General features: G+C 72.3%; 19 protein-coding genes and 1 tRNA gene. 13 read left to right on the forward strand and 7 right to left on the reverse strand.

The window, feature by feature from the left end:
* Window positions 1-10: 10 nt before the first annotated feature.
* Window positions 11-1,237 (forward strand): MFS transporter, encoded by a 1,227-nt coding sequence (locus AB0D67_RS20290; RefSeq protein ID WP_362937556.1) that lies wholly within the window; start codon window positions 11-13, stop codon window positions 1,235-1,237.
* Window positions 1,238-1,431: 194 nt separating this feature from the next.
* Here AB0D67_RS20290 and AB0D67_RS20295 read toward each other — a convergent pair whose 3' ends face one another.
* Window positions 1,432-3,816 carry a family 20 glycosylhydrolase gene (locus AB0D67_RS20295; protein WP_362937559.1) on the reverse strand — a complete coding sequence of 795 codons (2,385 nt, stop codon included), beginning with the start codon at window positions 3,814-3,816 and terminating at the stop codon, window positions 1,432-1,434.
* Window positions 3,817-3,987: 171 nt separating this feature from the next.
* On the opposite strand from AB0D67_RS20295, the gene AB0D67_RS20300 reads away from it, so the two are divergent.
* The 6 genes from AB0D67_RS20300 (at window position 3,988) to AB0D67_RS20325 (ending at window position 10,264) form a co-directional block, all read left to right on the forward strand.
* Window positions 3,988-5,175, forward strand: a complete 1,188-nt coding sequence (locus tag AB0D67_RS20300; protein WP_362937562.1) for an ROK family transcriptional regulator — start codon at window positions 3,988-3,990, stop codon at window positions 5,173-5,175.
* An 86-nt stretch (window positions 5,176-5,261) separates the two neighbouring features.
* Window positions 5,262-6,752, forward strand: coding sequence for a sulfatase-like hydrolase/transferase (locus AB0D67_RS20305; protein WP_362937565.1), 1,491 nt, complete (start codon window positions 5,262-5,264; stop codon window positions 6,750-6,752).
* A complete protein-coding gene (locus tag AB0D67_RS20310; protein ID WP_362937568.1) occupies window positions 6,749-7,543 on the forward strand; it encodes an ABC transporter permease in 795 nt (264 codons plus the stop codon). The genes AB0D67_RS20305 and AB0D67_RS20310 overlap by 4 nt, the downstream gene beginning before the upstream one ends.
* A complete protein-coding gene (locus AB0D67_RS20315) occupies window positions 7,540-8,331 on the forward strand; it encodes an ABC transporter ATP-binding protein (protein ID WP_362937571.1) in 792 nt (263 codons plus the stop codon). Before AB0D67_RS20310 ends, AB0D67_RS20315 begins: the two co-directional genes overlap by 4 nt.
* Window positions 8,331-9,320 (forward strand): aliphatic sulfonate ABC transporter substrate-binding protein, encoded by a 990-nt coding sequence (locus tag AB0D67_RS20320; RefSeq protein WP_362937574.1) that lies wholly within the window; start codon window positions 8,331-8,333, stop codon window positions 9,318-9,320. The genes AB0D67_RS20315 and AB0D67_RS20320 overlap by 1 nt, the downstream gene beginning before the upstream one ends.
* Before the next feature lie 95 nt (window positions 9,321-9,415).
* Window positions 9,416-10,264, forward strand: a complete 849-nt coding sequence (locus AB0D67_RS20325; RefSeq protein WP_362937577.1) for a formylglycine-generating enzyme family protein — start codon at window positions 9,416-9,418, stop codon at window positions 10,262-10,264.
* 131 nt (window positions 10,265-10,395) lie between these two features.
* On the opposite strand, the gene AB0D67_RS20330 is transcribed toward AB0D67_RS20325, so the two are convergent.
* Both AB0D67_RS20330 and AB0D67_RS20335 read right to left on the reverse strand, forming a co-directional pair.
* Complete coding sequence (locus AB0D67_RS20330) at window positions 10,396-11,223, reverse strand: SDR family oxidoreductase (protein ID WP_362937580.1); 828 nt, start codon at window positions 11,221-11,223, stop codon at window positions 10,396-10,398.
* Window positions 11,224-11,261: 38 nt separating this feature from the next.
* On the reverse strand, window positions 11,262-11,876 hold the full coding sequence (locus tag AB0D67_RS20335) for a TetR/AcrR family transcriptional regulator (RefSeq protein ID WP_362937583.1): 615 nt from the start codon (window positions 11,874-11,876) through the stop codon (window positions 11,262-11,264).
* Between the two features lie 233 nt (window positions 11,877-12,109).
* Here AB0D67_RS20335 and AB0D67_RS20340 point away from each other — a divergent pair, with 233 nt between their 5' ends.
* Window positions 12,110-13,084, forward strand: coding sequence for a diacylglycerol kinase family protein (locus AB0D67_RS20340; RefSeq protein WP_362937586.1), 975 nt, complete (start codon window positions 12,110-12,112; stop codon window positions 13,082-13,084).
* Between the two features lie 140 nt (window positions 13,085-13,224).
* On the opposite strand, the gene AB0D67_RS20345 is transcribed toward AB0D67_RS20340, so the two are convergent.
* The 3 genes from AB0D67_RS20345 to AB0D67_RS20355 form a co-directional block, all read right to left on the reverse strand.
* Window positions 13,225-13,824 carry a hypothetical protein gene (locus AB0D67_RS20345; protein ID WP_362937589.1) on the reverse strand — a complete coding sequence of 200 codons (600 nt, stop codon included), beginning with the start codon at window positions 13,822-13,824 and terminating at the stop codon, window positions 13,225-13,227.
* A 76-nt stretch (window positions 13,825-13,900) separates the two neighbouring features.
* The gene (locus AB0D67_RS20350) at window positions 13,901-15,286 is read right to left on the reverse strand and encodes a selenium-binding protein SBP56-related protein (RefSeq protein ID WP_362937592.1); all 1,386 of its coding nucleotides are present in this window, start codon (window positions 15,284-15,286) and stop codon (window positions 13,901-13,903) included.
* Between the two features lie 149 nt (window positions 15,287-15,435).
* Window positions 15,436-17,208 carry an asparagine synthase-related protein gene (locus tag AB0D67_RS20355; RefSeq protein WP_362937595.1) on the reverse strand — a complete coding sequence of 591 codons (1,773 nt, stop codon included), beginning with the start codon at window positions 17,206-17,208 and terminating at the stop codon, window positions 15,436-15,438.
* Between the two features lie 81 nt (window positions 17,209-17,289).
* On the opposite strand from AB0D67_RS20355, the gene AB0D67_RS20360 reads away from it, so the two are divergent.
* Window positions 17,290-17,529, forward strand: coding sequence for a von Willebrand factor type A domain-containing protein (locus AB0D67_RS20360; RefSeq protein WP_362937598.1), 240 nt, complete (start codon window positions 17,290-17,292; stop codon window positions 17,527-17,529).
* A gap of 194 nt (window positions 17,530-17,723) precedes the next feature.
* Window positions 17,724-17,796 (forward strand) — tRNA-Ala (locus AB0D67_RS20365).
* 455 nt (window positions 17,797-18,251) lie between these two features.
* Here AB0D67_RS20365 and AB0D67_RS20370 read toward each other — a convergent pair.
* Window positions 18,252-18,707, reverse strand: coding sequence for a nuclear transport factor 2 family protein (locus tag AB0D67_RS20370; RefSeq protein ID WP_362937601.1), 456 nt, complete (start codon window positions 18,705-18,707; stop codon window positions 18,252-18,254).
* 403 nt (window positions 18,708-19,110) lie between these two features.
* On the opposite strand from AB0D67_RS20370, the gene AB0D67_RS20375 reads away from it, so the two are divergent.
* The 3 genes from AB0D67_RS20375 to AB0D67_RS20385 are packed head-to-tail and all read left to right on the forward strand — an operon-like array spanning window position 19,111 to window position 22,489.
* Complete coding sequence (locus AB0D67_RS20375; protein WP_362937604.1) at window positions 19,111-19,614, forward strand: hypothetical protein; 504 nt, start codon at window positions 19,111-19,113, stop codon at window positions 19,612-19,614.
* Window positions 19,614-21,014 carry a hypothetical protein gene (locus AB0D67_RS20380; RefSeq protein WP_362937607.1) on the forward strand — a complete coding sequence of 467 codons (1,401 nt, stop codon included), beginning with the start codon at window positions 19,614-19,616 and terminating at the stop codon, window positions 21,012-21,014. The genes AB0D67_RS20375 and AB0D67_RS20380 overlap by 1 nt, the downstream gene beginning before the upstream one ends.
* The gene (locus tag AB0D67_RS20385; RefSeq protein ID WP_362937610.1) at window positions 21,011-22,489 is read left to right on the forward strand and encodes a VWA domain-containing protein; all 1,479 of its coding nucleotides are present in this window, start codon (window positions 21,011-21,013) and stop codon (window positions 22,487-22,489) included. Before AB0D67_RS20380 ends, AB0D67_RS20385 begins: the two co-directional genes overlap by 4 nt.
* Window positions 22,490-22,507: the final 18 nt, after the last annotated feature.

Here is a 22,507-nt window from a genome sequence, read left to right on the forward strand (position 1 = left end):
TTCTGCGTTCGTGATCGCAGTGGTGGAAAGAGCCCTGCCCGCCCGGCTGGGGACGGGGTTCCGGTGGTTGCTGGCCTCGAGCTGGCTGACGAATCTCGGTGACGGGGTCGCGGCCGCCGCGGGTCCGCTGCTGATCGCGACGTTGACCCGCGACCCGCTGATGATCTCCCTGTCGGCCCTGGTGAGCTGGGCGCCGCCGCTGCTGTTCAGCCTGTACGCCGGAGTGCTGTCGGACCGGCACGACCGGCGCGGGATCGTGCTCGTCGCGAACGCGGCACGGGCCGTGGTGCTGGCGGCGCTCGTCGCGCTCATGGTGACCGGCACCGTGACCGTGGCGACGGCGCTGGTGGCGCTCACGCTCCGTTCCGTCGCCGAGGTGTTCGCCGACAGTGCGACGGCCACGCTGACGCCCATGATGGTCGGCAAGGACGATCTCGTCATCGCCAACGCCCGCCTGGGCACGGGGTTCATCACGCTCAATCAGCTCGCCGGGCCGCCGATCGGCGCGGCGCTGTTCGGCCTGGGCTTCACCTGGCCGTTCGCGGCCCAGCTGCTCCTGGTGCTGGCGGGGATCGTCATGGTCTCCCGGATCACGCTGCCGCCGCACGGCCGGCGGGCCGGCGATTCCGGGCCCGGCACCGTACGGGAACTCGTCGCCGGGTTCACCTGGACCTTCCGGCACGCCGCGGTCCGCACGCTGGCGCTCACCATCCTGATCTTCAACTTCACGTTCGGCGCGGCCTGGTCGGTTCTCGTCCTCTACACCCGGGAACGGCTCGGCCTCGGCGCCGTGGGGTTCGGCCTGATGACCACCGTCGGCGGGATCGGCGGCCTGATCGGCACCGGCCTGTACGGGGTCATCACCCGCAGCGTGAGCCTCGGCGCCCTGATGCGGATCGGGCTCGTCATCGAGACGTTCACCCATCTGGGCCTGGCCCTGACCCGTTCGCCGTGGGTCGCCGGGGCCATCTTCCTGGCCTTCGGCGCGCACGCGTTCATCTGGGGCACGACCTCGGTCACCATCCGCCAGCGCGCGGTCCCGAGCGAACTCCAGGGCCGGGTGGGCAGCGTCAACACCGTCTGCGTCTACGCCGGTCTGGTGGTCGGCTCGCTGATCGGCGGCATCCTGGCCGCCCGCTTCGGCGTCACGGCGCCCTTCTGGTTCGCCTTCGCCGGCTCCGCGGTGTTCGTCGTGCTGCTGTGGCGGCAGCTCATGCTCATCGCCCACGACGACTGAGACGGGACCGGTGAGGTCGCCTGGCCGACCGCCCCGAGCCGCCGGGCGGGGCGGCTCGGGGGTCGAGGCCATCCGGCAGGTCATCGTGTTCGACGCCCCCCTCCGGCCGGCGCGCCTGATCCCCGGGCCCGGGCGTCTTTCCCCGGGCGACCGGGTGGGCGCCGATTCCCGCGATCGGGCCCACCCGGCCGCGGTCAGCCCGCCGTCACGGTGAGCGTCCCCTCGACCGCGGCCCAGCCGGGTCTCTTGATCCGGAGTGTGCCGGTGTAGCGTCCCGCATCGGGGAAGGCGCGGGTGGAGACCGCGGTGAAGACGCCGTTGTTCCACATCTCGGGGATGCTGCCCGGCCGGTCGGTGGTCAGGGTGACCGTCTCCCGGACGCCGTCGCTCCAGGAGATCGTGGCGGGCAGATCGCCCGCGGCGTACCCGGGCGCGGTGACGGTCCACCGCGCCCGGCCGGGTGAGCCCGAGGTGCCCAGGATCGCGATCCGCCAGGGGACGTCGGCCGTGGGGAAGAAGTTGACCTCCGCGACCGTCAGCCGGCCGCCCGCGACCGCCAGCCGCTCCTTGAAGTCCTGGTAGTCGCGCTGCGCCTGGGGGGTCCAGCCGACCTCCGCGGTGGCGATCACCCGGGGGTAGTTCCAGTACTCGGCCTGGCGGACGCCGCGGATCCACTCACCCCACAGGGCCGACTCCACACCGTGCACGCTGGACTCGGCCACGCCGGGCAGGAACGTGCCGGGGTCCCAGCCGTAGTGCCGGTCGAGCCCGCACACCCCGCCGCAGGCCCAGGTGCCGCCCTGCGGCTGGCGCGGGTCCTGCCTCTGGGGCACGTAGGTGTTGGGGGCGGGGGAGAGCACCACCCGGGCTCCGCGCTGGGCGACGGCGCCGGCCACCCGCGCCTTGTCGCCGTTCCAGTACTGGACGATCGCCTTGTCCCGGGGGAGCGCGGTGGAGGAGTACTCGTTCCACCCCATCACGGTCTTGCCGAGGCCGGCGACGTCCGCGGTGAAGGCGTCGACCATCTTGGTGTAGTCGTCGTGGCCGGTGGAGTGGGCCTCGTCGCCGCCGATGTGCAGGTACGGTCCCGGGGTGAGCCGGGCGAGCTGCGTCAGCACCTGTTCGGCGAACTCGTAGGTGGCGGGCGAGGCGGAGTCCAGCGAGGAGTAGCCGACCGCGCCGGTGCCGTTGGCCGGAACGGTGGTCTGGCCGGGCGCCGGACGGGGACGCGCCCCCGCGGTGTTCAGCTGCGGGATGGCGTGCAGCGCCGCGTTGGTGTGGCCGGGCAGGTCGATCTCGGGCACGACGACCATGCCGTTCTCGCCCGCGTACCGGACGATCTCGGTGTAGTCGGCCTTGGTGTAGAAACCGGTGTGGCCGAGTTCGGTGCCCATCAGGTTGCCGTTGGCGTCCCGGGTCATCGCGGTGGCGCCGCTGACCTGGGTGAGCAGCCCGTAGTCGATGCCCGCTGGGTTGTCGGCCGGGGTGTCCATGGCGATGCGCCAGCCCTGGTCGTCGGTCAGGTGCAGGTGCAGCCGGTTGATCTTGTACTGCGCGGCCGTGTCGATGTAGCGCTTGACGTCGGCGACGGGGTAGAAGCTGCGCGCCACGTCGAGCATGACGCCCCGGTAGGCGAACCGGGGGTAGTCGGTGATCGTCACGGCGGGTACCGACGGCGTTCCGCCGGCCGGGGTCCACTGCGGCAGGAGCTGGCGCAGCGTCTGCACCGCGTTGAGCGCGCCGTTGGCGGTGGCGGCCTCGATGGTGACGGCGCCGGAGGTCACCTTGAGGGTGTAGCCCTCCTCCTCGTGCCCGGCGGGTCCCTTGCCCGGCCCGACGGAGAGGAGGATCGGTGAGGGGCCGTTGCCGTGGGCGGCGACGCGGGTCCGGTATCCGGTCGCGGTGCGCAGCAGCCGGCCCAGGTACTCGGCGGGGGCCTGCGCGCCGGTGCCCGAGGCCACGATGCGCGTGTTGGCGTGCAGGACGAACGGCTGCCCGCCGTCCTCGGTCAGGGAGACGGGTTTGGGCAGCAGGCCGAGCGTCGGCCTGGGTGTCTGAGGTAGGTTCCAGATCTCGAACTCCGAGATCGAGTAGCCGTAGGCCGCCCACCGCTTGCGGCCCTGCATGCGGACGTAGGAGACCGGCTGGTCGGTGCCGATGTCGATGACGTCGACGCGCGGGCAGGTGTCGCGCTGGAGGGAGGCGACGTCGGTCCAGGTGAGACCGTCGGCCGAGGTCTGCAGCACGAAGTCGCGGGCGCAGGCGTTGGGCCACCTGAGCGTGACGTGGTCGACCTTCGACGGCTCGGCGAGCTTGACCTGCACCCAGTTGTCGTCGGCGTACGCGGACGACCAGCGGGTGGCGGCGTCTCCGTCGATCACGTGGGCGGCCGCGAAGTCCGGCCGGTCCAGCTCCACGCTGGAGGCGGCGGCGGTGCCGGCCGACGCCAGGTTGACGGGTTCCGGTACGGCCGTCGCAGTGGACGGCGCCGGCGCGGCGAGGGGGAGGGCGGCGGCCAGGAGGGCGGCGAGGGAGAGGCGTGTGATCGGGGGGATCGAGCGACGGGGGGCGTCGGGCATGAGTCTCCTCGGGGACGGTGACCGGCCGGTGGCGCCGGGGGCCCGGTCGGTAACGCCAGAGTCTTCGCCTCGACTCCTATTTAGTCAATAGTTCGGAATATAGCCTTCCGAGGCGTGTCACCTTTATTCCGAAGACTTGACAAAAATTGACCGGACTGTCATCATGCGGGCATGAGCAGGCCCGCCGACGCGTTGCAGCGCCTCCGACGAGTTCACGAGGAGGCGGTGCTCGACAACCTCCGGACGGGCGGCGCGCTGAGCCGGGCGGAGCTGATGGCGCGCACCGGCCTGTCCCGGACCACCCTGTTCGCGATCATCTCGGACATGGTCGAGCAGGGGGCGATCGTCGAGACCCGCGACCCGGAGGCCGGCCCGCGGGGCCGGGGCCGGCCGGCGGCGCGGGTCAGGCTCAACCCCGAGGCCGGCCAGCTCATCGGGCTGGAGCTCGCCCGGCAGCAGGTCCGCGTCGCCGTCGCCAACGTCTCCCACCAGATCGTCGCCACCGACGCGACGGACCTGCCGGGGGAGAGCGACCTCGACGCGCAGGCCGAGATCGCCGTCTCCCTGGTCCGGCGGGTGGCCCTGGAGCGAGGCGTGCGCCTGGGCGCGCTGGAGGCGATCGGGCTGGGGATCGTCGGCGTCGTGGACGACCCGGCCGTGCCGCTGGGCCTGGTGCCGGCCCGCTACTCTCCCATCGCCGCACGCCTGGAGCGGGAGTTCGGGGTCCGGGTGGCGGTCGACAACAACGCGAGGCTGGCGGCGCTGGCGGAACGCACCTGGGGTGCGGCGAGATCCGTCGACAACGTGGTCTACGTGCGGTGGTCGGTCGGCGTCGGCGGGGGCTACATCCTCGGCGGCCGGCTGGTGCGCGGCGCGCACGGCGCGGCCGGGGAGCTCGGCCACGTCTCCCTGGACCCGGACGGGCCGCCCTGCCACTGCGGCGGCCGCGGCTGCCTGGAGGGCCGCATCGGCGGCCCCGCGCTGCTGGAGGCCTGCGCCGCCCGCGGCGTGGCGTTACCCGGCCTCGCCGAGCTGGTCACCGCGGCCCAGGACCGCGTGCCCGAGGTCTGCCAGGTGGTCTCCACCGCCGCGGGCGACCTCGGGAGGGTCCTGGCCGACACCGTGGTGCAGCTCGACCCGGAGCGGGTGGTCCTGGGCGGCGAGCTGTCCGCCCTCGGCAGCCTGGTGCTGGACCCGGTCCGCGGCGCCGTCGCGTCCCTGTCGCTGCCCAACTCGCCGCGCAGGATCGACGTGGTCCCGGGCGACCTGGGATCGAGCGCCTCCGCCCTGGGCGCGATCGCGCTGATGCTGCACGAGGAGCCGGTCGTCGCCGAGCACCTGCGTCCGACGGTCGGCTGACAAAAAGATCTCTCTCCCGCCTCTTGTGGTTCACCTCTCCGCCAATTAACGTCAAGTCTCAGGAAAAAATTGACCGGAGGGTGAGCTTGAGTACCCCACGCAACGTCCTGTTCCTCATGACCGACCAGCACCGGACCGACACCCTGGGCTGCTACGGCAACCCGGTGGTGCGCACCCCGGCGCTGGACGGCCTGGCCGCGGAGGGTGCTCGGTTCGACCGCTTCTACACCCCGACCGCGATCTGCACCCCCGCCCGGGCGTCCCTTTTCACCGGCCTGCACCCGTTCAGGCACGGCCTGCTGGTCAACCCCGAGCGCAACGGCGGTGCCCGCGACGAGGTGGCCGACGAGCACCCGGTCCTGCCGGGGCCGCTGCTGGAAGCCGGATACAACCTGGGCCACGTGGGCAAGTGGCACATCGGGCGGAACCGCGGCCCGGAGTTCTACGCCATGGACGGCGAGCACCTGCCGGGCGCGCTGAACCCCTTCCACCACCCGTCCTACGAGCGGTGGCTGAAGGAGAACGGCCACCCGCCCTTCGCGGTGCGCGAGGCGGTATTCGGCAAGGCCCCCAACGACTCCGGCCGCGGCCACCTGATCGCCGGGCGGCTCCGGCAGCCGGCCGAGGCCACCGTCGAGACCTTCCTCACCGACGGGACCGTCGAGCTCCTGGAACGCTACGCCCGCGACTTCCACGACGGCGGCAGGCCGTTCATGCTCTCCTGCCACTGGTACGGCCCGCACCTGCCGTACCTGATCCCCGACCACTACTACGACATGTACGACCCGTCGCTGGTCCGGCTGCCCGCCTCGATGGCCGAGACCTTCCACGGCAAGCCCGAGGTGCAGCGCCGCTACGCCGAGTACTGGTCGGCCGACCACTTCGACGCCGACGCCTGGCGCAAGCTGATCGCGGTGTACTGGGGCTACGTCACGATGATCGACGACCAGATCGGCCGGCTGCTGACCCGCCTGCGCGAGCTGGGCCTGTGGGACGAGACCACGGTGGTGTTCACCGCCGATCACGGCGAGTTCACCGGCTCCCACCGCCTCAACGACAAGGGGCCGGCGATGTACGAGGACATCTACCGCATCCCCGGCATCGTGCGCGTGCCCGGCGCGGCTCCCCGCGTCGTCGACGACTTCGCCACGCTCATCGACCTCAACCCGACGATCCTCGAACTGGCCGGGCTCCCCCCGCGGTCGCCGTGCGACGGCGAGAGCCTGCTGCCGCTGATCAGAGGTGAGGCGGCGGACGGCCGCGACCAGGTCGTCACCGAGTTCCACGGCCACCACTTCCCCTACTCCCAGCGCATGATCAGGGACCGACGGCACAAGTTCGTCTTCAACCCCGAGAGCGTGCACGAGCTCTACGACCTGCGAAGCGACCCGCACGAGCTCAACAACGTCTACACCGTCCCCGCCTACGCGGAAGTGCGCCGTGACCTCACCCTGCGGCTGTACCGGGAGCTCCAGTGCCGGGGCGACCCCGCCTACACCTGGATGAGCTACATGGCCGACATCGGCGGTGACCGCGCGGCCGATGTGGACGGCGTCGCGGACGAGGTCGCACCATGAGCGAGCCCGTGAACGAACCCGCGAAGAGGCCCGCGAAGAGGCCCGCGAAGCGGTCGGCCCTGCTGCTCACCGCCGGCTCGGGCGTGCTCGGCCTGCTCGTCTGGACCCTGCTCGCCGGCAGCGGCATCCAGGGCTTCCCCGGCCCGCTGTCGGTCGTCGAGCGCTTCGGCACGCTGGTCGGCGACGGGACGCTCCCCCTCGACCTGCTCGCCAGCCTCCGCAGGGTGCTGACCGGCTTCGTGCTCGGCGTGGCGCTCGCCGTACCCGTCGGTTTCCTCATGGGGTGGTATCCGGCGATCCGCGGCCTGGTCGAGCCGTGGCTGCAGTTCTTCCGCATGGTCCCGCCGCTGGCGATCATCCCGCTGGCCATCGTCCTGCTGGGCATCGGCGAGACGCCGAAGATCTTCGTCATCTTCCTGGCCTCGTTCCTGTCCTCGGTCGTCTCGACCTTCCAGGGCGTGGTCTCGGTCGACAACACGCTGATCAACGCGGCCCGGGTGCTCGGCGCCAGGGACCGCACCGTCTTCACCGGCGTGGTCATCCCGGCCTCCACCCCCTTCATCCTGGTCGGCATGCGGATCGGCCTCGGCGCCTCGTGGGCCACGGTCGTCGCCGCCGAGCTCATCGCGGCCCAGGAGGGGCTCGGCTACCGGATGCAGCAGGCGCAGCTGTACTACGACCTTTCCACGATCTTCGTCCAACTGATCGTCATCGGCCTCGTCGGCCTGCTCATGGACCGCGCCCTGCTGCTGGCCGAGCGACGCCTGACCGGCTGGCAGGAACGGAGGTGAGCACGGTGACTCCCAAGATCGAGTTTCGCGGGCTCTCGCATCGCTTCGAACTCGGCGACGGCGACTTCGCCGCGCTCGACAACGTCGACCTGTCGATCGCCGAGGGCGAGTTCGTCACCGTGGTCGGCCCGTCGGGATGCGGCAAGAGCACGCTGATGAACGCGGCCGCCGGCCTGCTGACCCCGACCGGGGGCGAGGTCCTGGTGGACGGCGCCGCCGTGCACGGGCCCAGCCCGCAGCGCGGGGTGATCTTCCAGCAGTACGCGCTCTTCCCCTGGATGAGCGTCCGCAAGAACGTCGAGTTCGGCTTGAAGATCGCCGGGGTCGGCCAGGCCGAGCGGCGGGCGAAGGCCCGGCACTTCATCGACCTGGTGGGCCTCACCGACTTCGCCGACGCGCTGCCCAGGACGCTGTCCGGCGGGATGAAGCAGCGCTGCGCCATCGCCCGCGCCTACGCCGTCGACCCCACCGTCCTGCTGATGGACGAGCCCTTCGGCGCCCTCGACGCGCTGACCAGGGTCCAGCTCCAGGACCGGCTCCTGGACACCTGGAGCCGGGAACGGCGGACGGTCATGTTCATCACCCACGACGTGGACGAGGCGGTCTACCTGGCCAACCGGGTGATCGTCATGGCCGCCCGGCCGGGCCGCGTCCACCAGGTCATCGACGTCGGCCTGCCCTACCCCCGCTCGGAGGAGATCAGGCTGTCACCCGAGTTCGCCGAACTGCGCCGGCAGGTCTGGCACGCCGTCTACCACCAGCCCACCACACGCGAAGGATCCCCCTGATGAAGTTCCCCCTCCGGGTGGCCGCCGCCGCTCTGGTCCTCCTGCTGCCCCTGACCGGCTGCTCCTCCGCCGACGACGACGGCTCCAAGACGGTGCGGTTCGGCTACATCGCCGACTTCTCCGGCGCGGCCGTCCTGGCCGTCGCCGACAAACAGGACCTGTGGGCCAAGCACGGCCTCAAGCCGGACCTGAAGGTGTTCACCAACGGCCCGCTGCAGGTCCAGGCGCTCGGCTCGAGCGACCTCGACTTCGGCTACATCGGCTCCGGTGCGGCCTGGCTGCCGGCCAGCGGCAAGGCGAAGATCATCGCCCCGAACATGCTCGGCGTAGCCGACAGGGTGATCACTCACGCCGGTTCGGGCATCAAGGGGATCGCCGACCTGAAGGGCAAGAAGATCGGGGTTCCCGAGGGCACCTCCGGCGACATGATCCTGCAACTGGCCCTCAAGCAGGCCGGGCTGACCATCAAGGACGTGCAGAAGGTCAACATGGACCCGAGCACCGTGGTCACGGCGTTCTCCGCCAAGCAGGTCGACGCGGCGGCCATCTGGTACCCGCTGATCGACAACATCAAGAAGAACGTCCCCGACCTGGTCGAACTGACCAAGAGCGAGGACTTCTACCCCCGGGTCAGCTTCCCCAGCTCGTTCGTCGCCCGCAACGAGATCGTCAAGGACGACCCCGCGACGACCACCAAGGTCATCAAGGTGATCCAGGAGGCCGACGACTGGATCGCCGCGCACACCGCCGAGGCCGAACAGCTCACCGCGACCTTCCTGAAGGCGCCCGCCGAGCAGTTCAAGGGCGCGTCCGCGGTCACCAAGGTCCTTCCGACCTCCGAGCTGACCAAGCTCGCGGGTGACGGAACGGTGGGCGGCTGGTACAAGAACCTGGCCGACGTCTTCGTCGGAATGGGCAAGATCACGGAGTCGCCCGACCCCGGCACCTACTTCACCGCCGATCTGTACCGGAACGCGGCAAGCGGCTGATGACGGACGCCTGCTGCGCGCCGGGCCGGGGTCCCGCCCGGGAACGCTCCGCCTCCGCCCCGGCCCCCGCGCGACGCGCGAACGCCGGCGGCGGCATGGCGGCCATCCCGGGAGGCGCCTTCCTCATGGGTGGCGAGGACCCCGACGGCTGGGCGGCGGACGGCGAGGGGCCGGTGCGGGAGGTGACGTTGTCACCGTTCCTCATCGACCCGGTGTGCGTGACCAACGCCAAGTTCGCGACCTTCGTCAAGGCCACCGGTCACCGGACCGACGCCGAACGGTACGGCTGGTCGTTCGTCTTCCGGCACTTCGCCGATCCGCGCCACGTCATCGACGGCACCGTCCCGGGCGCCCCCTGGTGGGTGGCGGTGGCGGGCGCCGACTGGCGTCGCCCGGAGGGCCCCGGATCGGACGTCACGTCGCGGCAGAACCACCCGGTCGTCCACGTCTCCTGGAACGACGCGGCCGCCTACGCGGCCTGGGCGGGCAAGCGGCTGCCGACCGAGGCCGAGTGGGAGATGGCGGCGCGCGGCGGACTCGTCCAGGCCCGTTACCCCTGGGGTGACGAGCTGACGCCGCGCGGGCGGCACCGGTGCAACATCTGGCAGGGAACGTTCCCACGCTCGAACACCGGTGCCGACGGGTACGTCGGCACCGCGCCGGTCAAGTCCTTCACGCCGAACGGGTACGGCCTCTACAACACCTCGGGCAACGTCTGGGAGTGGTGCCTGGACCGGTGGAGCACCGACTGGCACGTCGCGGAGTCCGCGCTCACCCGGGTTGACCCGCAGGGCCCGCCGACCGGCGAGGCACGTGTGATCCGCGGCGGCTCCTACATGTGCCACGAGTCCTACTGCAACCGCTACCGGGTGGCCGCGCGGACCGGCAACACGCCGGACTCCTCCACCGGGCACAGCGGCTTCCGCTGCGCGCTCTCCCTCTGACCCGCCCCGCGGCCCTTCACCGGGCGCCGGGGCCGGGGCCGGGAAGCGGCCGTCCGCCGGCCGAGTCGCACCGGTCCGCGAAGGTCCCGCGAAGGTCCCGCGAAGACCGGTGCGGCTCGGCCGGCGTCCGCTCAGGCGGTGTCGCCCCCGTCGGCGAGCAGGGTGCTGCCGGTCATGAAGGCCGACAGGTCCGAGGCGCAGAACAGTGCGACGCGCGCGATGTCGTCCGGGGTGCCGACCCGGCCGATCGGGCTGTTCAGCATGAGGTCGGTCGGCGGAAGGCCGGCGAGGTCCACACCCGCGGCCGCGGCCATCGCCAGGTTGCCCTCCGTGGGGATGAAGCTCGGCGCGACCCCCAGCACGCGGATGCCCATCGGCGCGAGTTCGAGGGCCAGCTCGCGGGTGAGGCCGCGAGCGGCGTGCTTGGAGCCGACGTAGGCGGCCAGGCCCGGCGCGCTGCCCCGGAAGCCGGCGGTCGAGACGATGTTCACGATGACGCCGCCCCTGCCGTCGTCCGGGCCGGCGGCCGGCATGCGCCGGGCCGCCTCCCGTGCGCCGACGAACACGCCGCGCGCGTTCACGGCGAACACCTGGTCCCACGTCTCCTCGGTCATCTCCAGAAGCGGGACGGCCGGGAAGATGCCGGCGTTGTTCACCCAGATCTCCAGACCGCCGAGCTCGGCGACCGCGCGGTCGGCCGCGGCGGCCACGGCCGCGGCGTCGGTGACGTCCATGGCGGCGCCGATCGCGCGCACCCCGTGGCGCTCGGCGAGCTCCTTCGCGGCGGCCGAGGCCGGTTCTTCGTCGAGGTCGCCGATCAGCAGGTCGGCGCCGGCCTCGGCCAGGCGGGCGGCGATGGCCTTGCCCAGGCCGCGACCGCCGCCGGTGACGACGGCACGCCTTCCCTTCAGGGAGATGAGCTGGGCCAGGGACTTGCCCGAGACATCGGCAGTGGTCATGAAGGGTCTCTCCTTTGTTTCGAGGATCAGGGTGGGACTCAGTGGCTGCTCTCGTTGACGCGGTAGTGCGCGTTCAGCAGCGGCCAGGTCACCTCGGCCATCTCGGCCGAGGGCCGGGAGCACGCGCCTTCGAGCCACTCGACGGCCACGCCGACGAGCGCGCCCGCGGTGAAAGCGGCCATCACGTCGTACGGGACGCGCTCGGGCCACCTGCCGGCGTCCGCGTGCGCCAGGCGGTCATGGATGACCGCGGCGACGCGGCGGCGCAGGTGCCCGATGACGCGAGCGCTGCCGTGCGAGCCCAGCAGCGCGCGATACAACCCCGCGTGCCCGAGCAGGCTGTCGAAGAACGCCGTCAGCGACTCGATCGCCTCCCGCCTCAGCTCCGCCGAGTCGAGCGCGGGGCCCGGTACGGAGTCGATCAGGTTGTCGATCATCGCGGTGCAGGCGTCCTCGGCCAGTTCGTGCACGTCCCGGTAGTGGTGGTAGAAGGCCGAACGGCTCACCCCGGCGCCCTCGGCCACGTCCGAGACGCTGATTCGGGACAGATCCCGCTCCTCGGCCAGCTCGATCAGCGCATGGGCCAGGGCGGAGCGGGTGCGGCGTACGCGCCGGTCACTCGATGCGGTGGTACTGACTCTGGGGCCGGCCACGCTCGCCATCCTCACAAAAAACGACATCTGTAACATTTCTTGCACGTGTAGCATATCGGTCATTCTCTGGACCGAGGAGCACCAGAACCGCATCGCCGCGGCGCGCTCCGCCTATGACACCGGGGCCGCCGCCGTACGGGGACGGGGAGGTCAGCGGTGTTTGCCGGTTACCGGGGAGGGAAGCCGTCCGCTGGGTCGATCGTCGGGATCGACGCGGTGTTACGGAGGTTCCCATGCTGCGGCAGGAGCGGAAGGTCGGCACGGTCGCGGTGATCGCCCACCAGCGGAAGACGATCGGCGGCGGGCTGGACGAGTTGCGCAGGCTTCTCGCGGAGGAGGGCGTCGAGAACCTGCTCTGGCACGAGGTGCCCAAGAGCAAGAAGGCGCCCAAGCAGGTGCGCAAGGTGCTCAAGGAGGGCGCGGACCTGGTGGTCGTGTGGGGCGGTGACGGCATGGTGCAGCGCTGCGTGGACGTGCTCGCCGGCTCCGGCGTCACCATGGCGATCATCCCGGCGGGTACGGCCAACCTCTTCGCGCGCAACCTCGGCATCCCCGAGGACCTCCCCGAGGCGGTACGGATCGCCTTCCACGGGGAGAGCCGCAAGCTGGACCTGGGCAAGGTCAACGGGGAGCACTTCGCCGTCATGGCCGGCCTCGGTTTCGACGCCGAGATGATCAAAGACGCCGACCGGGGGCTGAAGGACCGGCTGGGCCGGGCGGCCTACTTCTGGACCGGCCTGCGGCACGTCCGCGGCGAGCTCGTGCACATGGAGGTCAAGCTCGACAAGACCACCTGGTTCGAGGGGGAGGCGAGCTGCCTGCTGCTGGGCAACGTCGGCACCATCACCGGGGGCATCGAGGCGTTCGACGACGCGCAGCCCGACGACGGGTGGCTGGAGATCGGCATCACCACGGCCAGCGGCCCCATCCAGTGGGCGCGGGTGCTCGGCCGGATGAGTGCCGGGCGCTCCGACGAGTCCCCCTTCGTCCGGATGACCCGGGCACGCAAGATCAAGGTCAAGCTCGCCGCGCCGATGCCGTATGAGCTGGACGGGGGCGCCAAGGGCACCGTCACCGAGCTGAAGGCCAAGGTCGTGCCCGGCGGCATCACCGTCCGCGTCCCCGTCGCCGCGGAGAAGGACGACCGGACGGTGGAGCACCCGGGCGACCGCGAGCACCCGCCCGGCCGGTCCGACGGCCGGAGCTGACGCCGCCCCGCCTCCCCGGCCGGAGCCGGCGCTCTCCGCGCCCAGACCGGCCGGGGGTCACCGGCCGGGAACGGGCACGGCCCGGCCGGGACGCGTCACCGGGGCGGTCCGCGGCGGGCCCCGGCGGTGAGGGCGTTCGCTCAGGACAGAGCCACGAAGGCGCCGGCGCCGATGAGGGCGACGGCCCAGGCGAGGTCGAGGTTGAACCACGCCCTGCGCAGCACCGCCACGCCCAGCCGGTCGTAGACGACCAGCGCCACGACGGCGGTCGTGGCCAGCATGGCCAGCGCGTGGGTCGCCGTGGCGGCCAGGCTCTGCGAGGTCAGCGCGGCGGCCCCGTCGCCCTCGTGCAGGGTGACGGGGACGACCATCAGGCCCGCGCCGTGGGCGGTGGACATCAGGAACGACCACCCGGCGAGCTGCCAGGCATTGACCCGCATGCCCGTCCGCCGGTGGCGGTGGCGCCGCAGCAGCCGCCAGACGCCGAACCCGGCCACCAGCGCCGCGACGCCGTACGTGACGAGCCGGGGCGGGGCCGCCAGCCGGGCCGCCGACACCAGCGCCAGCGTGGCCAGCACCGAGCCCGCGTGGCCGAGCACGATGGGCGGCAGCGCCCGCAGCACCGCCGCCCGCGAGCGCTCCTGCAGGCCGAGGGCGACCGCGAACAGCCAGCCCATCGCCGGGTTCAGGCCGTGGAAGGCGCCGAGCCCGGCCAGGATGAGCAGGGCCGTCAGGTCCATCGGCCTGCCCCGCCCCTTGGGCGTCCGCGGCGTCGGCCGTATCCGCCCCGTCTCCTTCGGCGACCGCGGCTCCGTCTCACGGGAAGCAGTAGGAGTCGGAGGAGGAGTCGCCGCCCTGCAGCCGGACCTGGTGTGCGCGCCGGCCGTCGGCGGCGAAGTCGACGAAGAACGACTCGTCGAGGGAGAGCGAGCCGTCCTCGCCGACGTCCACCCTGACCATCCAGCCGGAGACGCCGTCAGGGTAGAAGACGTCGTCCCAGGAGCGGTAGAGGGAGTTGGTGAAGTACACCCGCCGGCCGTCCCTGCTGGTCTCGACCATCTGCGGGCCGCCGTTCAGTGCCCGGCCGGGGGCGGCGGGGTGGGCGGCGCGCCGGGCGATGCCGCCGAGCCGTACCGAGCCGGTCCGGCGCGGCGCGAACGGGTCGGAGACGTCGTAGGCCCGCAGCTCGCCCGTGCCCCAGCAGGAGACCAGCAGGAACCGGTCGTCGAGGGACAGCGAGATGTCGGTGGCCAGCGGCGGGACCGCGCCGAACCGCCGGAGGGGCTCCGGGAGCGCCTCGGCGGGCGCCGGTTCGGCCGGGATCGTGATGGTCTTGCGGGCCTTCCAGACGTCGTCCTCCAGGTACCAGGTGAAGACGGCGGCCGACAGGTCTTCGACGTTGATCACCGTGTTGACGAAGCCGTGGGTCTTCGTCGGGTCGTGGGAGGGGCGCAGCTCCAGGGCCATCTGGTGTTCGTCGCCCAGGTCGATCTCCTGCAGGTGCCGGCGCTTGACCAGGTCCCAGACGTGCAGCCGGTGGCCGTACCGGCGGCCGGCCAGCATCTCCAGCGACGGTCCCGGCTCGATCTGGTTGGGCGTCGCCCACTCGCTGGTGATCATCGTGTCGTGGCCCAGGTGCCACCAGAAGTCGTAGTGCAGCTCCTGCGGCCCGCGGTCGACCTCCCAGCGGCCCCTGGGCTCGAAGGTGTCGTGGTCGAGGGTGAAGATCCCTCCGGGGGCGTCGCCGTTCACGTCGCCGAGGGCGCTGACGTAGATCGCGTCGGTGCCGCAGTGGACGGTGTGCGGGCGGCTGTAACCCGTCTTGGCGAAGAGCGTCTCCGGCTCGATCGTCTTGACGATCCGGGGGCGTCTCGGGTCGTCCTTGACGTCGAGGATGTGGATCCTGCTGGAACGCAGTCCCGGCACGACGAGGTAGCGCCGCTCGACGTGCGGGTGCGGCGCGTACGGGCACAGGGCCGCGCTGCACACGTTCCAGCCGAAGTGGTGGAGTTCGTCGCCGGGGACCGGCATGTCGAGTGTGGCGGCGACCGACCCGTCGGACAGGTCGACGGTGGCGATCGCGTCGGGCCGCCCGCCGCCGTCCGCGTCGAGCAGGGCGACGTAGGCGAGTTCCTCCCGGGGCGCGAGCATGGCCTCGCGGGCGGACGGATAGAAGGTGGGATCGGGCTGGATGAGCGCCATCGCGGACTCCTGAACCGGGGCAGGTATCCTACCAATAAAGAGGGAAAACTCTTCGTTGTCCAGGGATGACTTTAGGTAACCGCTCCGGCGGACCCGCGGGCGGCGCGCCGGGCGAACCCGGTACCGGCCGGACGCGCCCCGGCGGGGACTCAGGACGGAATCGGGATGGTGACCGGCTCCAGACCCTCGGGAGCCTTACCGGGGTAGGCACCGGACAGCATCGTGGCCACGGTGTAGAGATGCCAGACCTGGGTGGGCTTCTTCAGCGACGGCCCGTCGAACAGCGCGCGGACCGCGTCGGGGTTCACGATCGGCGCCAGCAGGTCGAGGTGGCCGAGCACATGGTCCCGCAGCAGGCCGGTCAGCTCCTCCCCGGGGCTCGTCCGCCAGTTCCACCCGCCGCCGCCGGTCTTCGGCGCCGACAGCGTCTGCGGCCTGCGCTGCCAGGGGTAGTAGCGTCTCCCGGCGGTGAACCGCCATGGCTTGCCCTCGATCGGGATGTGCCTGAGCGGCGGCGCGAGCCGGCCGATGAGCTCGTAGATGACCTCCTCCGACAGCCGCCAGAGCTGGTCCAGGCCCAGCGCCGCCCGCACCACCCGGTTGTCGAGGAACGGCCAGACGGGGTCGCCCCGGCGGTGGGCCCCGGCGCGGGCCCCGGCCTGCCAGCGGCCGACCTTGTAGGCGATGTACATGTGGTCGAGCGCCTCCAGGGCCGGCCGCTCCCGCCAGGGGCGGGCCAGCTCACGGGCGTGCTCGTTGGCCTCCCCGCGGAACAGCGCCTTCTCCCGCAGGAACGTCGTGTCGATCCGGCGGCCGAGCGCCTCGGCGCTCAGGTCGGACTGCAGCAGCAGGAACCCGCCCGCCCGCAGGATCTCCCCGCTCTGCCCCGACATGGTGGGTTTGGCGTTGTAGGGCAGGTAGCCGACGATCGACTCGTAGGCCGACGTCATGCCCTCGCACGCCCGCAGCGTCTCGTACGTCCGCGCCAGCGGGTGCTCGACGACGATGGCGTCCTTCTTCTCCGCGCGGACCGGGGGGATGACCGTGTGCTCGATGCCGAGCGCGCGGGCGATCCGCCCGGCGATGACCACGTCGGGGTGGGTGTCCAGACCGTTGGTGGTGGCGCGCAGCGGGAGACCGGCCGCGTGCAGCACCGCCGCGACCAGACGGCTGTCACGGCCGCCGGTCAGGGCCAGGTTCACCGGCTCGCCGGCCGCGCGCAGCGGCTCCACGGTCGCGAGCAGGGCATCGGCCAGCTCCTCCACCAGCGCCTTCTTCTGCCTGCGCGAGGTGGGCGCGGGCCCGGCGGTGGGCAGCGGGTTCTCGGTGATCGTACGGCGCCCGCCCGCGACGGTGACGACCGAGGCCGGGGGCAGCGCGCTCACCCCCCGGTAGGGGGTCTCGTCGGACAGGAAGTAGCCCTGGCGCACCATCGACTGCAGCGCGAGGACGTCCCACTCGATCCGCTCACCCGAGGCGGCGAGGTGGACCAGCAGCGCCCGGCTGCCGACGATGTGCAGGTCGGGGGTCTCCGCGTAGTAGACGGGGCCGGCACGGTGGATCGCCGTGGCGGCCGACAGCTCCGCCGTGGTCGCCCGGAACACCGCGAAGCACCCGCTCACCGCCTGGGTGTCCAGGTCCGCCGCGCCCGCCAGCCGGTCCACCTCGCCGGGCACGGCGAGGTAGCCGTTCACCCCGGTCACCCGGTCCGGCCCGGTCACCAGCAGGTGCGGCTTGCGGGAGTCGTCCGGCTCGTTGGTCCAGGCGAACATCGAGACGCCGGGACGGTGCCACTCCCGGGACCTGATGACCTCGGGGGGGACGGGGAACGCGGTGTCGATCGCGTTCCGCACGAGGTGCAGCGTCTCCTCCGGGATCACCGCCCCCGGGTGTCTGACCGCCAAGCCGAGATACACGCGCATGGTGAGAGATCTTATGACGTCTTTTTCCAGACATATAGGTATCTGTCGTAAGCCTGGACGCCATGAACGGATCGAGACGCCGTGACGGGCGCGACCGGCACCGAAGTGAGGCGGTCCGAACGCTCCCGCTTCGCCCTCGACGTGGACACCGCGTCCTACGACTACGCCAGGCGGCTGCTGAAGGAGGGGCAGCGGCCGGAACCGGCCCGGATCAGGCCCGAGGAGTTCGTCAACTCCTTCCGGCAGGACTACCCGGAGCCCTCGGACGCCGCCGTGCGCGAGCTCGCCGGCCTGGTCGGCCGGGCCGCTTCCCTCCGCTGAACGCCGGGGGGCCGTACCGGGTCACGCCGCACCGCGCCGCTCCTCCGGCGGCACCGAGCCGGTCGGGCACCGTTCCGCACCGCACCGTTCCGCACCGCACCGTGCCGTGCCGCGCCGAATCGAGGACGGCTCACGGTCCGATGTCCTATACACTGGCCTGGTGCCGCCGGGCGGAAGGCCGGGTGGAGCACCGAGGGGCTATGGCGCAGCTGGTAGCGCGCCTCCATGGCATGGAGGAGGTCTGGGGTTCGAATCCCCATAGCTCCACCGCGGGGCCGTTCCCGGGACGGCCCGGAAGTGGTTGACGAGATCCCGCCCGATCACCTGATCGGGCGGGATCTCGCTTTTCTCCCGGCTGACGTGGCTGTCGACGGATCGTCCGATCGTGCGTGCCGACCGCGGAGAAGGGCGCCGGCGGTGTGCGGCCACTGCGGGCGCATCACTGATCATCTCGTCGGGTCGGTACACCGACCGCCTCGAACTCGGCTCCGAAGGGGACCGGCCATCGGTCTTCCGGCCGCGACCGCCACAGGGAACGCGGCACGGTGCGGTGGCGCGTCAACAGGTCCCACCGGCGTCGTGCCGCCGGCACCCGTGACGCCAAGGGCGCCCCACCCATCAGGACGCCCTTGACATCGCCTCCGTCGGGATCTCTCCGCCACCCGGCCGGCGTGATCGCGGGACACGCCCCACGGTCCCCGGCCGGGTGTCGGCCCGCTGCCTCAGGCGCCCTGCCGGGCGGCCTTACGCATGTCGCCCCAGCCGCCCTGGACCATGGTCTGGAACACCCACTCGCCGTCCTTCTTCACCAGCAGGTCGCCGTAGCGCGCGATGTGGGACTGCCCGCCGTACGTCATCACGGCGTCGGTCACGACGAAGACCAGGTTCTTCGACAGGAAGATCGGCTTCCTGACCGACTCCATGGACACCTCGCCCGGCGCGCCCATCGTCTCGGCCATCTGCCTGACGTACTCCTCGCGCGTCACCTGCTCGGCGAAACCGTTCCCCGCCGAGTCGTCGGTCACCTCGTTGAGCGGGAACATCGCCATGTCGGCCATGGCCTCGCCGTCGACCTTCATGGCGAGGTCGTCGTACCGGGCGAACCACGCCTCGACGCTCGCGACGTCCTCGGCCGTCGGGGTGAAACCGTCGACCGGGTATTCGTAAACACTCGCCACCGTTGCTCCTCGACCACACCGGCGCCGCACCCGTCGGCTGGTCAGCTTCGAGTACGGCGGCCTACCTTTTCCGTGCGCCGCACGGTACGGCGTAGGTCATGAGGTGTCAAAAGGAGGGCCGCGCCTCGCGCCGAGCAGCGGCGTTCTGCCGGCGAACAGGGCCGCCCCGCCATGGGCGGCGACTGGGACACCGGCTCGGTCCTCGGCCTGACCCGGCTCCTCGACGGCATCGAGGCCGGCATCGCCGCCACCGGAGACACCGCGGACGGCGCGGTGCGCGCGTAAAGGTGGGCCCGCGGGTCCCTCCCCGGCGGGACGCCCCCGTGCCGGGGAGACATCTTCGCGTCGGCGGGACGTCCTCTCCGCGGATTTCTGTCGGAGTGATCCACTACGTTCCCTGATCATGATCGAACGTTCACCCGGCGGCGGCGCCGCGCGGGAGCATCTGAGCAGGGTGCGGGTGGTGCCGCCCGTCCAGCCCCGGAAGCTGGCGAAGGTGCCCTTCGTCGAGCTGGCGGACGGCCGGCTGCAGGGCGTGGTGTCGAGCGGCTCGGACATCGGCCGGGTCTACGTCTCCTCCGTCGCCGCCGGCACCCACGCCTACAACTGCAGCACCAACAACAACCGCCCGTGCGGCGGCCTGTACGGCGCGCCGTGCAAACACCTGCGCGCCCTCGCCGCCGAGGCGGTGCTGCAGTACGGCCTCGGCCGCGTGGCCCGCTACCTGCGGGCCGACGTCCCCGAGGGCGCCGACCTGATCGACTGCCTGGACGGCGCCCACGAGCCGGCTCCGGCCGCCATGGTGTTCAGCCGCTTCCTGCGCCACCTGGCCTACCTGGAGGTCCCCGACACCACCGCGCCGATCCCCGAGCTGCACTGGTTCCCGGCCGCGGGGACGGTGGCCTGATGCTCGCCGTACAGCTGGCCGCACTGCTCGACGGCGACCCCGAGGGCACCGCGGAGGCGCTCGACCTGGTGACCGGCTTCGACGACGCCCTCGTGCACGGCCTGGCCCGGCTCGCCGAGGAACGCGCCGAGGCTCTGGCCGCGCTGGCCGGCGCGTTCGCGGCCACCCCGATCGGCGGGCGGCTGGCCGAGGCCGCCGCCGGGGTCGCCTCCGGATCGATCACCGAGGACCACCTGACGGCCCTGGCCGGCGGCCGGGCCGCACTGCTCGGCGCCGTGCACGACGCCCTGCTCGCGGACCTGGACGCGACGCTGGGCCGCGAGCGCGCCCCCTGGAGCGCCGGGCCGGAGCCCGAGGACGGCGACGAGGGGGGCCCGCTCGGCGGGGTCCGCTCCTGGCTGCGCGAGCTGGCCATCACCGGATGGCGGGGCGTCGACCACGACCTCGTCTCCGCCGCGGACCAGGCCATCGAGGGACTGCCGGCGCTGCCGGGGCGGCGCAGGCTCGCGGTGCTGCTGGACGGCCTCGCCGCCGAGCTGCGCGCCTCCTGCCCGGTCGGCACGATGGAGCACCTGCCGGTCCGCCGCTGGGCCGACCTGTGGACCCGGGCCGTGCTGCTGTCGCACGAAGCCGTCCCGTCCGGCGCCCCCCGGCCCGCGGAGGCGGTGTCGGGGCGGCTGCTGATCCTCGGCGTCGACGTGCACGAGCACGGCACCGCCGTCCAGTTCCAGGTCCACGCCGTCCTGGAACCCGCCGGCGGCGGCCGGCCCAGGCTGGTGCGGACCGGCGTCACCGCCGCGAAGGTGGACACCATCACCGGTCCCGCGGTGTGGAAGCTGCCGCACCGCCACGGCGCGCTGCTGGCCGCGCTGGCGGACCGCCGCTGCCTGGACGTCACGGACCTGCCGCTGCTCGACAGCGGAGACCTGCTCTGGGACGACGACCGGGCCCTCCTGGGCAAGCCCGCCGACCCCTTCACCACCGCCCGGCTGCACCTCGCCGGCGCGCTCGCCCCGGCGGTGCCGCCCCTGGACCGCGTCCCGGTGCGCGTCGCCGAACCCGTGCTGGTGGAGGACTACAAGGTCACCAAGGACGGCTCCTTCGACCTGGGCGGCGGCGTGCTCGCCGTGGACACCGAGCGGCTGCCCGCCTGCGGCCCGCTCACCCCGAAGCTGGTGGCGGGCTCCACGGCGTGCGTCGGGCTCGTCCGCTGGGACGGCGGCCGATGGCTGCTGCAGCCGCTCGCCGTACAGGCGAAGGTGAAGAAGGAGACGGTCGAGGTCGCCACCGGCGACTGGGCGCTCGGCCCCACCGATCCCAAGGCGGTGAAGGCCGAGGCCAGGGCTGGGGACCCGGTCGCGGTGCTGCGCGAGCGAGCCGGGCGGTTGCTGCGGAGATGAGCGACGACATTCGCACGGACGAGGACATCCTCACGGACGAGGGCGCTCCCGAAGGCCCGGACGCTCCGGTGGGCGGCGGCGGCCCCGCGACCGACGGCGACGGCCTCCCCGCGGGCGCCGCGCGGAACCGGCGGCAGGTGCTCTACTGGCGGCTCCTCGCCCGTCTCTTCGACCACGACGAGCAGCCCGCGCTGGAGACCGCGAGCATGGCGGTCGTCGGCGACCTCGGCCTGCCCGCGGCGCTGCTCGACCCCTCGGTGTCGGTCGACACGCTGGTGCAGCGCTTCCCCGAGCTGGCCGGCGAGTTCCGGGACCTGCTCGCACCGGGGGAGCACGTGCCCGGCGACGAGGTGCGCAGGGCGGCCCTGGTGTCGAAGCTGCTGCTCAACGTCTTCGGCACCGGGACGGGCGACGTCACCGCGACCCAGCTGGCGGCCTGGCAGCAGGACGCCGACTGGCTGACACAGGCCCTCGGGGCGTGCGGCGCCCAGGGCGGTGCTCCGGGCGCCGCGGCGGGTTCCGGCGGGCCCGGCGGCGGCCCCGGCGCGGGACACGGCCCCGGTACGGGGTACGGCGAGAGCGGCGGCGAGCTGTCCGGGGTGCTGGCCGACCTGGAGGCCGACCTGGTGCGCCGCATGCGGCTGCGCGAGGTCCTCGCCGACCCCGCCCTGGCGAGGCGGCTCACCCCCAGCATGTCGCTCGTCGAGCAGCTGCTGCGCGACAAGGCCAACCTGTCGGGGGTGGCGCTGGCCAACGCCAAGGCGCTGATCCGCAGGTTCGTCGACGAGGTCGCCGAGGTGCTGCGCACGCAGGTCGTCAAGGCCGGCGCGGGCGTCGTCGACCGGTCGGTGCCGCCCAAGCGGGTGTTCCGCAACCTCGACGTCGAGCGCACCGTCTGGAAGAACCTCGTCAACTACAACCCCGAGGACCAGCGGCTCTACGTCGACCGGCTGTACTACCGGCGCACCGCCAAGCGCACCGTCCCGGCCCGGATGATCGTGGTCGTCGACCAGTCGGGCTCGATGGTCGACGCCATGGTGAACTGCACCATCCTGGCCTCGATCTTCGCCGGGCTGCCCAAGGTGGACGTGCACCTCATCGCCTACGACACCCGCGCGCTCGACCTCACCCCCTGGGTGCACGACCCGTTCGAGGTGCTGCTGCGCACCCGGCTCGGCGGCGGCACCGACGGCACGGCCGCCCTGGCCCTCGCCCAGCCCAAGGTCGCCGACCCGCGCAACACCGTGGTCGTGTGGATCTCGGACTTCTACGAGTGGAACTGCGACGCCGTCTTCGCCGGGATGGAGGCGCTGCACCGCTCCGGCGTCCGGATCATCCCCGTGGGCTCGGTGAACAGCGGCGGCCAGCAGAGCGTCAACCCGTGGTTCCGGCAGAAGCTCAAGAACCTCGGCGCGCCCGTCATCTCCGGCCACATCCGCAAGCTCGTCTTCGAGCTGAAGAACTTCCTCGCCTGAGAACTTCCCCGTTTTAGG

The organism is Streptosporangium sp. NPDC048047, from assembly GCF_040653115.1.
Classification (GTDB): domain Bacteria; phylum Actinomycetota; class Actinomycetes; order Streptosporangiales; family Streptosporangiaceae; genus Streptosporangium.